Source organism: Serratia sp. Nf2, assembly GCF_003028435.1.
Classification (GTDB): domain Bacteria; phylum Pseudomonadota; class Gammaproteobacteria; order Enterobacterales; family Enterobacteriaceae; genus Serratia; species Serratia marcescens_L.
In genome coordinates, this window is sequence record NZ_PYTW01000008.1 from 237,266 (window position 1) to 250,154 (window position 12,889).

At 56.6% G+C, this 12,889-nt stretch carries 11 protein-coding genes and 2 tRNA genes; 7 read left to right on the forward strand and 6 right to left on the reverse strand.

Going from position 1 to position 12,889, the window contains the following annotated elements:
* The first annotated feature begins 162 nt into the window (after positions 1-162).
* Entirely contained in the window at positions 163-3,024 is a 2,862-nt protein-coding gene (gene rcsC / locus C9411_RS18495; protein ID WP_107227618.1) for a two-component system sensor histidine kinase RcsC, read from the forward strand.
* 61 nt (positions 3,025-3,085) lie between these two features.
* On the opposite strand, the gene rcsB is transcribed toward rcsC, so the two are convergent.
* Genes rcsB through C9411_RS18515 form a run of 4 tightly spaced genes read right to left on the reverse strand, consistent with a single transcriptional unit; the run spans position 3,086 to position 8,065 of the window.
* Positions 3,086-3,736 carry a response regulator transcription factor RcsB gene (rcsB, locus tag C9411_RS18500; protein WP_004935900.1) on the reverse strand — a complete coding sequence of 217 codons (651 nt, stop codon included), beginning with the start codon at positions 3,734-3,736 and terminating at the stop codon, positions 3,086-3,088.
* On the reverse strand, positions 3,729-6,431 hold the full coding sequence (rcsD, locus tag C9411_RS18505; protein ID WP_107227619.1) for a phosphotransferase RcsD: 2,703 nt from the start codon (positions 6,429-6,431) through the stop codon (positions 3,729-3,731). Before rcsD ends, rcsB begins: the two co-directional genes overlap by 8 nt.
* Before the next feature lie 20 nt (positions 6,432-6,451).
* Positions 6,452-7,606 (reverse strand): MFS transporter, encoded by a 1,155-nt coding sequence (locus C9411_RS18510; protein ID WP_063989011.1) that lies wholly within the window; start codon positions 7,604-7,606, stop codon positions 6,452-6,454.
* Between the two features lie 54 nt (positions 7,607-7,660).
* On the reverse strand, positions 7,661-8,065 hold the full coding sequence (locus C9411_RS18515) for a DUF4186 domain-containing protein (protein ID WP_074181157.1): 405 nt from the start codon (positions 8,063-8,065) through the stop codon (positions 7,661-7,663).
* Between the two features lie 705 nt (positions 8,066-8,770).
* Between C9411_RS18515 and ompC the strand changes: the two genes are divergently transcribed.
* Together ompC and C9411_RS18525 are read left to right on the forward strand one after the other, a co-directional pair.
* Complete coding sequence (gene ompC / locus C9411_RS18520) at positions 8,771-9,901, forward strand: porin OmpC (protein ID WP_025303634.1); 1,131 nt, start codon at positions 8,771-8,773, stop codon at positions 9,899-9,901.
* A 151-nt stretch (positions 9,902-10,052) separates the two neighbouring features.
* Positions 10,053-10,469 (forward strand): VOC family protein, encoded by a 417-nt coding sequence (locus C9411_RS18525; RefSeq protein ID WP_063989013.1) that lies wholly within the window; start codon positions 10,053-10,055, stop codon positions 10,467-10,469.
* On the opposite strand, the gene C9411_RS18530 is transcribed toward C9411_RS18525, so the two are convergent.
* Positions 10,463-11,041, reverse strand: a complete 579-nt coding sequence (locus C9411_RS18530) for a TetR/AcrR family transcriptional regulator (protein ID WP_107227620.1) — start codon at positions 11,039-11,041, stop codon at positions 10,463-10,465. The two genes, C9411_RS18525 and C9411_RS18530, sit on opposite strands and share 7 nt — an antisense overlap.
* Before the next feature lie 107 nt (positions 11,042-11,148).
* Between C9411_RS18530 and C9411_RS18535 the strand changes: the two genes are divergently transcribed.
* The 4 genes from C9411_RS18535 to C9411_RS18550 all read left to right on the forward strand — a co-directional run bounded on the left by C9411_RS18535 (position 11,149) and on the right by C9411_RS18550 (position 12,400).
* Positions 11,149-11,616 (forward strand): nuclear transport factor 2 family protein, encoded by a 468-nt coding sequence (locus tag C9411_RS18535; RefSeq protein WP_063989015.1) that lies wholly within the window; start codon positions 11,149-11,151, stop codon positions 11,614-11,616.
* Positions 11,617-11,743: 127 nt separating this feature from the next.
* The gene (osmE, locus tag C9411_RS18540) at positions 11,744-12,073 is read left to right on the forward strand and encodes an osmotically-inducible lipoprotein OsmE (protein WP_025303630.1); all 330 of its coding nucleotides are present in this window, start codon (positions 11,744-11,746) and stop codon (positions 12,071-12,073) included.
* A gap of 157 nt (positions 12,074-12,230) precedes the next feature.
* A tRNA-Ser gene (locus C9411_RS18545) sits at positions 12,231-12,318 on the forward strand.
* 6 nt (positions 12,319-12,324) lie between these two features.
* A tRNA-Thr gene (locus C9411_RS18550) sits at positions 12,325-12,400 on the forward strand.
* Between the two features lie 193 nt (positions 12,401-12,593).
* Here the strand turns inward: C9411_RS18550 and C9411_RS18555 are convergent.
* Positions 12,594-12,836, reverse strand: a complete 243-nt coding sequence (locus C9411_RS18555; protein ID WP_063989016.1) for a DinI family protein — start codon at positions 12,834-12,836, stop codon at positions 12,594-12,596.
* Positions 12,837-12,889 lie beyond the last annotated feature (53 nt).

Consider the following 12,889-nt stretch of genomic DNA (forward strand, 5'->3'; position numbering starts at 1 on the left):
GGTGAGGGCGTCGGCATGCCGACACCGTAATGCACTGAGACAAAAGGGCCTGGCAGCGATGCTAGGCCCTTTTTCAGTTATATGGTTTAATTGGCGCACCGAGCCGCCGGCCGCCGCGCCGGCGACAACGCGCGCCGCCACTGACTTTCGTATGGTATCCGATTGAAATACTTAGCCTCTTTTCGAACTACGCTGAAGATATCCCGCTATCTGTTCCGGGTGCTGGCGATTTTGCTGTGGTCGTTGGGAGCGCTGCTCACCACCTTTTATATTCTGAATATCCTGCATCAGAAAGAATCGGATATCCGGCAGGACTACAACCTCAACTTCGATCAGGCGCAGGGCTACATCCGTCATTCGGCCGACATCATCCGCGACATCAAGTATATGGCGGAGAACCGTCTCAACGGATCGGTCAGTAGCCTGGACATGTTCAGCGGCGTGTTTCCCGGCAAGGGCAGCCCGCCGCAATTCTTTCCGCTGTACCCGGAGTCCAACTGCGCGCTGAGCACCACCTACCGCAGTTCGCTCGATTCGCTGAGCGGCCTGATCCAGTATTGGAAAGAGAACTTCGTGGCGGCCTACGACCTCAACCGGGTGTTCTTCATCGGCGGTGACAGCCTGTGTATGGCGGAGTTCGGCGGCGGCAACGCGAGCGCCAATCGGGAAAACGTGCTGAAGTCGCTGCACGAGCGCATTCTGAAATACCGCAATGCCAAGAATCTGGACAAAGACAACAACCTGTATTGGGTTAGCCCCAGCGCGCAGCGGCCGGACGTCGGCTATCTGTATGTGCTGACGCCGATCTATATCGGTAATAAGCTGGAGGCGTTGCTGGGCATCGAACAAACCGTTCGGCTGGAAGATTTCGTCACCGCCGGCAACCTGCCGATTGGCGTCACGCTGCTGGATGAGAACAACGAGCCGGTGCTGCGCCTGGCGGACGGCGATCGCTATGCCGCTTCGCTCAACAGCTATCCCGCAGAGCATGCCTACTTCGGCTATGTCGACAATTATCGCGACCTGATCCTGAAGAAAGCGCTGCCGCCTTCTTCGCTGAGCATCGTCTATGCGCTGCCGGTGAAAAGCGTGGTGGAACGCTTCAAAATGTTGATCCTCAACGCGCTGTTGCTGAACCTGTTGTCGGCCATCGTGCTGTTCACGCTGGCGTGGCTGTTTGAGCGCAAGATGTTCCTGCCCGCGGAGGACAATGCGTTTCGCCTGGAAGAGCACGAGCAGTTCAACCGCAAGATCGTCGCTTCGGCGCCGGTGGGCATCTGTATCCTGCGCATCAGCGACGGCACCAATATCCTGAGTAACGAACTGGCGCACAACTACATCAACCTGTTGACCCACGAAGATCGCGATCGCATTACGCGCATCATTTGCGAACAGCAGGCGAATTTCGTCGATGTGATGACAAGCAACAACAACAACCTGCAGATCAGCTTTGTCCACTCGCGCTACCGTAACGAAGAGGTGGCGATTTGCGTGCTGGTGGACGTCAGCGCCCGCGTGAAGATGGAAGAGTCGTTGCAGGAGATGGCGGCGGCGGCGGAGCAAGCCAGCCAGTCCAAATCGATGTTCCTGGCCACCGTCAGCCATGAGCTGCGCACGCCGCTGTACGGCATTATCGGCAACCTCGATCTGCTGCAGACCAAGGCGCTGCCGCAAGGGGTCGATCGGCTGGTCAATGCGATGAACAACTCCTCCGGTCTGCTGTTGAAAATCATCAGCGATATTCTCGACTTCTCCAAAATTGAGTCCGAGCAGCTGAAGATAGAACCGCGCGAGTTTTCCTGCCTGGAGGTGATCACCCATATCGCCGGCAACTATTTGCCGCTGGTGGTCAAGAAACGTCTGGGGCTGTACTGCTTTATCGAACAGAACGTGCCGGAGCGCATTTTCGGCGATCCGGTGCGGCTGCAGCAGGTGCTTTCCAATCTGGTGAACAACGCCATCAAGTTCACCGATACCGGCTGTATCGTGCTGCAGGTCTGCACCCGCGGCAGCTACCTGGAGTTCAGCGTGCGCGATACCGGTGTCGGCATCCCGGAGAAGGAGATCTCGCGCCTGTTCGATCCGTTCTTCCAGGTGGGCACCGGCGTGCAGCGCCATTTCCAGGGAACCGGCCTGGGGTTGGCGATCTGTGAGAAACTGATCAACCTGATGGACGGCGATATCGCCGTGGAATCCGAACCGGGCCTGGGCAGCTTGTTCAGCATCCGCATTCCGCTGTTCAACGCTCAGTTCCCCATCCCGCAGGCCAGCGATACCTGGCAGGGCCGCCGACTGTGGCTGGATATCCGCAATCAGCGGCTGGAAAGCTACCTGATGGCGATTCTGGGGGGCTACGGCGCCGATATCCAGCGCTATGATGGCCAAGAGACCGCCGCCGGAGAGGTGATGCTCAGCGATCATCCGCTGATGCTGGACACGCCGCTGCTGGCTCAGATCCAATTCTCCACCGAGCATATCGGCCCATCGCAGGAAACACGGCCGGGTTATTGGATGCACAGCACCTCCACGCCGCGTGAAACGCTGAGCTTGCTCAACCGGTTGTTCGGCGTCGGCAGCGGCGCGGCAGAGGCGCTGGTGCAGCTGCCGGTGCCTGCCAAGGCCAGCGCGGCGGACAACGGCGATATTCATCTGCTGGTGGTTGACGATCATCCGATCAACCGTCGTCTGCTGTCCGATCAGCTGGGATCGCTGGGGTATCAGGTGGTGACCGCCAACGATGGCGTCGACGCGCTCGGCGTGCTGAAACAGCACCACGTCGATATTGTGCTGACCGACGTCAATATGCCGAATATGGACGGCTATCGTCTGACGCAGGAGCTGCGGCAGATGCAGTTCAGCGCGCCGGTGATCGGCGTGACGGCGAACGCGTTGGCGGAAGAGAAGCAGCGCTGCCTCGAGGCGGGTATGGATAATTGCCTGTCGAAACCGGTCACGCTGGAGACGTTGGAGCAGACGCTGGCTTACTACAGCCAACAGGTGCGCTACAGCCGCAGCGAGGCTTGAAAAGCAAACAGGCACGGCGGATGCCGTGCCTGTTTGGCGTTAACCTGCCGTGAGGCGGGCTTTAGTCTTTGTCCAACGGCGTCATGCTGACGGACGAGAGATAGTTGAGCAGGGCGATGTCGTTTTCGACGCCCAGCTTCATCATGGCCGATTTCTTCTGGCTGCTGATGGTTTTGATGCTGCGGTTGAGCTTCTTGGCGATTTCGGTTACCAGGAAACCTTCGGCGAACAGACGCAGCACTTCGCTCTCTTTCGGCGACAGGCGTTTGTCGCCATAGCCGCTGGCGCTGATCTTCTCCAGCAGTTTAGAGACGCTTTCCGGCGTGAACTTCTTGCCTTTCTGCAGGGCGGCCAGCGCCTTCGGCAGATCGGTCGGCGCGCCTTGTTTCAGCACGATGCCTTCGATATCCAGATCCAATACCGCGCTCAGGATCGCCGGGTTGTTGTTCATGGTCAGCACGATGATCGACAACTGCGGATAGTGGCGCTTGATGTATTTAATCAGCGTGATGCCGTCGCCATACTTGTCACCCGGCATCGATAGATCGGTGATCAGCACGTTGGCGTCCAGCTTGGACAGATTGTTGATCAGTGCGGTTGAGTCTTCGAACTCCCCAACGACATTCACCCATTCAATTTGCTCAAGTGACTTCCGGATGCCAAACAGTACGATAGGATGGTCATCAGCAATAATTACGTTCAGGTTATTCATGTTGTTGGCTACCTTGCTTCAGCAGTCTGCTGACGAAAAAATCAATCTGACTGATGTTATTCTCGATCTCGGGCGCATCACCTTCTGCGATGCGCTGTTCTAACGATTCGCACAGCTGCTTGCCGGGAAGCAGATTTAACATGGCAAACACGCCTTTTAGGCGGTGTGCGGTTTGTGACAGCGCATTGAAATCACTGCTGCCCGCCTCAGTATACAGTTTTTTGACATCGTCGGGTACTGTATCGACAAACAGTCCATAGTAATCACTTGATTTCAATTGTTTTTCATAGAGTTGGATATCTTCTGAGCTCAATGAAAGCGGGCTTTCTTCCTGTTCCAGCGCGGCCATTTGCTGTTCGATCAGCATCAGCACGGCGTCGATTAATGCGCCGTTCAGATTATAGTTCACCCGAATGTAGCGTTTATCCAGTGCTTGCCAGCCCGGCTCATCGCTCGCCAACAACAGGGTGTAATCATCGGCGCGCTGTGGGTTATCGGTCAGCAGCACGTCATAATCGCGGTTGACCGCGCGATCTTCGGCGACGAGACAGTCGGCGCCGTAGGCCTGCAGCAGACGGGTCACGATGCCGCGCACTTCATCCGACGTGACGTCCAGCAGGGCGGTGACGCCGTCGAGCAGCTTTTCCTGCTCCTGCGGCTCTTTTTTCTCCATCTCCATGGCGACGCGAATGGTGTAGCGAGTGCCGATATCCACCTTGCTGCGAATGTCCAACTGGCCATTAAGCTTTTTGCACAGTTGGTTGCACAGGAAGAAGGTGAGCCCGGAACCGTGGTTGAAGCGGTCCACCAGCGTCTGGCTGAGGAACGGATAGTTGAGGTTGCTGATCTCTTCGTTGGAGATGCCGGAGCCGGTGTCGTTGATTTGGAAAATCAGGCGATCCGGGTGCTCGGGCTCATGGTCGACAACCAGAGATATCTTGCCGCAGGCGGTGGTGATAATGGCGTAATGCACCAGCAGCGAGATCACCTTACGCAGCGCGTTGGCGTCGCCGATATAGTTCTGCTCGACGTCCAGCTGGAAATGCTTGAACAGCGCCAGCCCCTTCTGGTTAAGGGCGGGCAGGGCCTCCTGCAGCAACTCGTCGATCATCGCCGTCGGGTTGAACGGCTCGCGCGTGGGTTGCCAATCCTGGGTTTCCAGCCGGGTCAGCAGGGTGATGTTATCGATCAACTCCAGCACCGAAGCCGACGCCGCCGTCAGTTGGCCCAGCAACGCCTGCTGTTGTTCCTCATCCGGCCGGCTGTGCAGACGGTCGACCAGATCGTGCATCTGGCGTACCGGCTGATTCAGCTCGATGCCCAGATTGTGCAGCATCAGCTTGCGCGCCTGAACGTTTTTGTCGTATTCGCGCCGCGCCTGCTGCAGCCGCTTGTTCACCATCACCTCTTTATCCTGATCGTGCATCAGGAACAGGTAGGTGTCCGGCGACAGCTGGCTGCGGAAGATGCGGATTTCATACACCTCGTTGTTGACCGTCGCCTGGATCACCCCGTGATGCTGTTCGGCCATATGGGCGATCTTCTGCAGACTGAGGTGTGGTAACAGGTGCTCGGCGATTTTGTTGCTGGCGATCACCGTATTGTTGGCGAAGCTGTAGACCAGCAGGCCGGAGGGCAGGCTGGAGACGATCTCCTGATTCAGCGCGCGCTCGGCTTCCAGTTCCACCGCCATGTTTTCGCTCGGGCGAATATACTGGCGACGGATAAAGTAGATGCTCAGCATCGACAGCGCCAGCAGCAGCAGGTTGACCGCGATCAGCCAGATGTTGTTACGCAGCAGATCGATGGCCAGATTGATGGCCGAAACGCGATACACCACCTTCAGCGGCGCATTGGGCAGGGCGGCGCTGAACTCCACCCAACCGCCGCTCATCGTCGCATGGGTGCCGAGGACGGTTTCCGCCGGGATGACGCTGTCGTCGAGATCGACATCGTCCGGCAGCAGCAGGAAACTGGCGCGGGCCAGATTGGCCGGAATGATGTCGTTGATTGGCAAATCGAAGGCGATCACCGTCGCCAGATGCCCTGGCTGATTGAAAGTGGTGCGAATTGAGAACGAATAGGCGTTCTGGAAGCGCTGCTTGCGCAGATCGGAAAAGCTCTCGCGCTCGTCGAGCATGTTGGCCTGCTGTAGCATCTCGGCGCGGCGTTCGTCCGCCGAGGTGGTCAGGTAGCTTTCCCGAAAGCGCGAAGCCAGCTCTTTGAGCGGCTGGGTGGTGATCAGGCTGAGGCTGTTGTCCTGACCATTGAGGTAATACATGGCGTAGTTCTCGGTTTTGGCGCCCCAGCGGGTGTCCAGGTAGTCCGAGATGTTGGCGATCATCGCCAGCGTGTTTTCGTCATGGCTGCCGAAGATCACCGCGTCCGTTTTCTTGTGCGGCTTCTCGACATAATAGACGTCGGGCCGCAGGCGAGTTTCCTGCAAACCGGGATCGACATTCTGCGCCGGCGCATTGCCGAATTTGTCATAGACCTGATAGGTCATATAGCGGTAGGTATCGATACGCTTTTGCAGCGAACCGGCGATGCCGTTCAGCGCGTACTTCTTTTCCGCCAGCCAGGCATTGGTGTAATTGTAACCATACAGGCCGATGCCGATCGTCAGCAGCACGATAAATAGCAGGAAGCAGCGGGTAATGTTGCTGGAGCTTATGGTCAGTTGTTTATTTTGCATAGTGGCTGCGCATTCCTGAATCAGCGAGTGACGGCCCTGGCGCTGGCGGTCACCGCCAACAGCAGAGCGGCTACGCAGGCGAAGGCCACCGTCAGGCTGGAAAACTGAGCGATGAAGCCGATCAGCGCCGGGCCGGCCAGAATACCGGCATAGCCGACGGTGGTCACGGAGGCGATCGCCAAATTGGCCGGCATGTCACGCTGGTTGCCTGCGGCGCTGAACAGGATCGGCACGACGTTCGAGGCACCGAGGCCGACCAGCATGAAGCCGACCAGCGACACGGTGGCGTGGTTGAAGGCGATGGCCAGGCTCAGACCGAAAGCGGCACACAGGCTGCCCAGCAGCAGCACTCGGTAGCGGCCCAGCGAGTTCACCACCCGATCGCCATTGAGGCGGCCGAGCGTCATGGTGATGGAAAACAGCGCGTAGCCCAGGCCGGCCTGGCTATGCTCGACGCCCCGCAAGGTGGTGAGGAACAGTGCGCTCCAGTCGAGCATCGATCCTTCCGCCAAAAACATGATAAAGCACAGAATGCCGATGAACATCACCCAGCCGCGCGGCAAGACGAACATCGGCCCGCCGTCGTCGGCGCCGCTCTCACGCAGCAGATGGCGGCTGGCAAGCGCCAGCAGGCCTATCACCGCCAGCACGGTGAGCAGGGTGGATTGCAGCGGCGTCAACCCCAGCCACAGCAACGCGCTGACGCCGCCGGCGCCGGCAATGCCGCCGATGCTGAAGAAACCGTGAAAGCCGGACATCATCGCCTTGCCGCTGGCGCGTTCGACGATCACCGCCTGAACGTTCATCGCCACGTCGATCATGCCGATCGCCGCACCGAACAGCAGCAGTGCCACGGCCATGCCGCCGAGGGAGTCCATCAGCGCCAGCAGCGGCAGATCGATGCATAACCCGAGTCCCGCCATCAGGATCACCGCGCGACAGCCCAGTTTGCCGGTCAGGAAACCGGTCAGCGGCATCGCCAGCATGGAGCCGGCGCCGATACAGAGCAGCAATAGGCCGAGCGAGCCGTCATCGATACCGATGCGCGCTTTGGCGAAGGGGACCAGCGGCGCCCAGGCGGCCATGCCGAGACCGGCGACGAAAAAGGCCAGACGGGTGGCGATCTGTTGAGGAACGCCGGGCGTTTGCTGTTCATTGCACAAGGTGGCTGTCATGTAAGCGTCAGGATCTTGGGTCAAAAGAATGGTGAAAGTTACTGACAGTTTTTATCACAATCCGCGATCCGGGTCGAAAATATTCGCGCCAGACAGGTTCCTGGCACCGCCTCTGCGCACCAGCCAGAGCGCGATAGCCTGGACAATATAGTCCTTTTGCTGCTCGTCCAGTGCGACGCCCTGTGGTATGCCGTGCCACTTTTCCAGACAACCTCGGCAACAGGTGGCGGTAGCGTGCTGGGCGACGAACACCGGGTGGCCACGCATCGGCGTTTGCTTGCCGTCGTTTTTAGGATGGGCGGCGGCCAGGCGGCGGTCGATAAAGTCGCGGGCATGGCTGAGTATCAGCGGCAATCCCTTGCCGTCGAGATACGTTTGGTCTTTGGCATTTAAACGGAAGCGAGCGCGGAAGGGAGAGGTTTGTAGCCGCCGCCATAGCGCGTCGGGTTGAAAGGGCATCATGAATTTTACTCGCTGAGGGTGCATTTTTTTCAGATTACCAGAACGGAAACTCTGCGGCTAATTATGCCTGCGGCGGGAAATAATCGGCGAGATAAAGCATGAAATGAAAAGCAATTACAATTTGTAGACTAAAATAAGGGAAGAGATTAGCAATTAGTGCGAAAGTAAATTAATGAAACTATATCATAAGGTTATTTATTTGCGTGCTATTTGTACGAGTCGAAATGGTGAGGGACGTGTGGAGGGAAATAAAAAACCGGCCAGAAGCCGGTTAAAGGAATGCAGAAATTATCCTCGGATCTCGGATAATGAAGGTAATAATGAAAATAATGATGATAGCGAGGTGATTATAGCGGCTGCGTGCGGGCAACGTTTTGGCACAATGTGCTTATTGGTTGGCTCGATTGTATGGTTGGCTTTTTTTTCTTAAAGATATGTATAACTACATGATTTTTTATCAATTAATCTATTCTTTGTCTTTAAGTGCTTTATTTTGTTTGTCTGTAAGGTTTTGTGAAAGTTCGCGCGTATTTACATTTTGAAACCTTTATTAATTACAATGAAACACTATCGGATACTTGGTATCATTTTCTTTCTGGATTAATATAACCCTTGTTACCAGAATGGTAATGCACAGTCGTGCTAATAATGCTCGAAAAGGGCAGTGGCCGTAGCTCGACATAATTAACGAGGATAATAACGATGAAACTTCGAGTACTCTCTCTGATGGTACCCGCACTGCTGGTTGCAGGCACAGCAGGCGCGGCGGAAATCTACAACAAAGACGGTAATAAACTGGATTTGTACGGTAAAGTCGACGGTCTTCACTATTTCTCCAGCAACAACGGCGTGGACGGCGATCAGTCTTATATGCGTTTTGGCCTGCGCGGCGAAACGCAAATCAGCGATCAACTGACCGGTTACGGCCAGTGGGAATATCAGGCGAACCTGAACCACGCTGAAAGCCAGGACAACAAAAACTTCACCCGTTACGGCTTCGCCGGTCTGAAATTCGGCGACTACGGCTCCTTCGACTACGGCCGTAACACCGGCGTGCTGTACGACGTCGCGGCGTATACCGACTTGCAGCCTGAGTTCGACGGTATGACCTATGGCGCCGACCAGTTCATGTTCCAGCGCTCCAGTGGCCTGGCGACCTACCGTAACAACGACTTCTTCGGTCTGGTTGACGGCCTGAACTTCGCCCTGCAGTACCAGGGTAAAAACGGCAACGGCGAAGAGACCAACAACGGTCGTGACGTTCTGGGTCAAAACGGCGAAGGCTACGGTATGTCCATGAGCTATGACATGGGCTACGGCATCAGCGCCGCGGGCGCCTTCTTCAACTCTCGCCGCACCAGCGAGCAGAATGGCGGTAACGGTCACCAGAACATCATGGGCCGCGGCGACAAGGCTGAAGGGTACTCCGGCGGTCTGAAATATGACGCCAACGATGTTTACCTGGCGGTGATGTTCACCCAGTCCTACAACGCGGCGCGTTTCGGTAGTTCCGATAGCAGCGTTTATGGCTACGCTAACAAGGCGCAGAGCTTCGAAGCCTACGCGCACTACCAGTTCGACTTCGGTCTGCGTCCGTTCGTGGGTTATAACCAGACCAAAGGTAAAGACCTGGGCCGTGCCGGCAACGGCAAGGACTACGGCGATCAAGATCTGGTCAAATTCGTCGACCTGGGTGCGACCTACTTCTTCAACAAAAACATGTCTACTTATGTTGATTACAAAATCAACCTGGTGGACAACAACGATTTCACCGACGCTGCCGGCATCAACACCGACAACGTAGTTGCCGTGGGCCTGGTTTACCAGTTCTAAGCACCAGCGTGTGAATGACACAGCGCGGCCTTCGGGCCGCGTTTTTTTTGCCGGTAAAAAGCACGAATTGAGCCGTTGCCGGCACGGGAAGCGCTTCCGATCGCCTCCATCCGGCCTACGCTGTCAGTACAGCAAACAGAGCGGAGGTGATATGGAACTCAAGATCGATAAGGTGATCGAAACGGTGTTGTACGTCAGCGATATTGAATGCGCGGACGTTTTTTACCGGGAGGTGCTGAAGCTGCCGACGATGGTCGCCAACGAACGGTTTCGCGCCTATAACGTCGGCGATCGGAGCGTACTGTTGCTGTTTATCGAGGGCGATTCGCTAAGCGGGGCGCACTATCCGACCGGGTTTATTCCCGCGCACGATGGCGTGGGGCCGGCGCATATCGGGCTGGCGGTGGCGAAAGAGCAATTGCCGCACTGGGAGCGGCATCTGATGGCCAACGGCGTGGAGATTGAGGGGCGGATGCGCTGGGAACACGGCGGGGAGAGCATTTATTTTCGCGATCCCGACGCCCACCTGTTGGAACTGGTGACGCCGGGCATTTGGGCCAATTACTGATCGAACCCGCCTTGCGCTAACATGTCCAACGCGGCATTCAGCACCTGCAGCGCGGCCTGCGGTTGCCGCTCTATCTGCACTCTGACGATGGCACCGTCGATCAGCATCGCCAACATCGCTGCGTGCTGTTCCCGCTGTGGGCCGGCGGGCAGGTGACGTGCCAGCTCGTCCGCCATCCGCCGCTTATGCTGGCCGGCGATGTGCAGGCTTTCCGGCAGCAGGTCGGCAAGCTCCACCGCCGTATTGATAAACGCGCAGCCGCGAAAGCGCGGATCGTCGAACCATTCCGCCAGGCAGGGCGCCAGGGCCGGCAGCAATCCGCCGCTCTGCGCCACATGCCTGGTCAACGCTGTGCTGAACCAGGCTAACCACTGCTGATGGCGATAGGTCAAAAACGCCGTAATCAAGTCGTTCTTGCTGGGAAAGTGGCGGTAAAACGTCACCTTGGTCACGCCCGATTCCTTGATGATCCGATCGATACCGGTGGCTCGGATCCCTTCTTGATAAAACAGATCGTGCGCCGTCAGCAGGATGCGCTGGCGGGCGGGCAAGGCGTCGAGATCGGCGGTCATCATTTTCTCCCAGGCTATTTTTGAGTGATTGTAGACAACTCTGTCTACTTGCGCTAGCGTAATGTAGTAGACAGAGTTGTCTACTTGCTTTCACCCAGGAGATGAACATGAGCATTAAACCCCCATTGCCGCCTTTTACCCGCCAATCCGCCATCGAGAAGGTGCGGTTGGCGGAGGATGCCTGGAACAGCCGCGATCCTGAACGCGTATCGCAGGTGTATTCCCTCGATACCCACTGGCGTAACCGCGCGGAGTTTGTCGATGGCCGCGCAGCGGTGGTCGGCTTTTTGCAACGCAAATGGGCGAAAGAACTGGAGTATCGGCTGATTAAGGAGCTGTGGGCGTTTGATGGCGCCCGCATCGCGGTGCGTTTCGCCTATGAATGGCGCGACGATTCCGGCAACTGGTATCGCAGTTTCGGCAATGAGAATTGGGAGTTCAATCAGGAGGGGCTGATGATCAACCGCCATGCCTGCATCAATGACATGCCGATCCGCGAACAGGATCGGCGTTTTTATTGGCCGCTCGGTCGGCGCCCGGACGCTGTTCCGGCGCTGAGCGATTTCGGTTTTTGAATCTGATGGCGTGTTGGCGATGGCCTCCTGAGGGCAAAAGCGCACCGATCGACAAAGGGGAATTTGTAGAAAAGCCTTCCTGCTTCTAGACTTAGGGGACAACAAATGCACTCCAAGAGGACAAGCTATGACGAAGAAGTTGGTTTTGGCCGTCGGCACTGCGGCGGTATTTTCCATTCTTGCCGGTTGCACCACCTATGATCGTGCAGCCAGTTATGTCAATGAGCCGGTGGTCAGCGATGTCAAAGTAGGGATGACCAAGCAGCAGGTGCGGGCTATCGCCGGTCCGCCGTCGACCACTGCCACGCTGGTTCATGCGCAGGGCACCTGCGACACCTATGCGGTGGCGCCGCGCGACGGCAAGGTGCAGACGTACTTTGTCAGCTACAACGACACGGGCCATGTCATGAACAAGGGCTATCAAACCTGTTCAGACTACGATTCGCAGCCGAAGTAATCGCGTTTCGGCCGGCCCAAAAAGCCTCGCTTGCGCGGGGCTTTTCATTTTTTAAGCGTTTAAGGCCTGAAGTTTAGGCAACTGCGCCGCCAATCCCATTTTTTTGCATGAAAACGATAGACATTTCATAACGGTATCGCTAATATCAGCGCCCATTGGAAGGATGGCCGAGTGGTTTAAGGCAACGGTCTTGAAAACCGTCGAGTGTAACAGCTCCCAGAGTTCGAATCTCTGTCCTTCCGCCAAATTCAGCCGGCTTAGCTCAGTAGGTAGAGCAACTGACTTGTAATCAGTAGGTCACCAGTTCGATTCCGGTAGCCGGCACCATGACAGAGGCCCCAGCAGAGATGCTGGGGCTTTTTGTTATGCGCTGCATGCTGACACCGGAGGATCAAATTAACCTATTAGGCGGGTTTTCATCTGCCGCATGGAGCTTGGACATTCATCACGGAGGGGAAGGAGCCGATGGCTTATTCTGGCAGAAATATAGCCGGAGGATGAGCCGGCTATCAGGTAGGGTTCAAATCTCAGTGACCAGCCACTGATCCGCTTCTTCGAACATCTCTTCCAACATTCGGTTCAACTTCTCACGATCGCTTTTGCTGGCGTCGGAGTTCAGGCCGTTGGCCTGCATCGGCTTCACGCGTACGTCCGCCCCCGGGAACAGCGCATGCACGCGTTTTTCCAGCTCGTTGCGAATAATCTCGGCGGCGTTGGGTAACCCAGCGACGTTGCGTTTGTCGTACACCAATTCTACAAACATGACTCACCTGTAAATACTGATTTAATGTACAGTATTCTGGCCTGAGGAAGGTC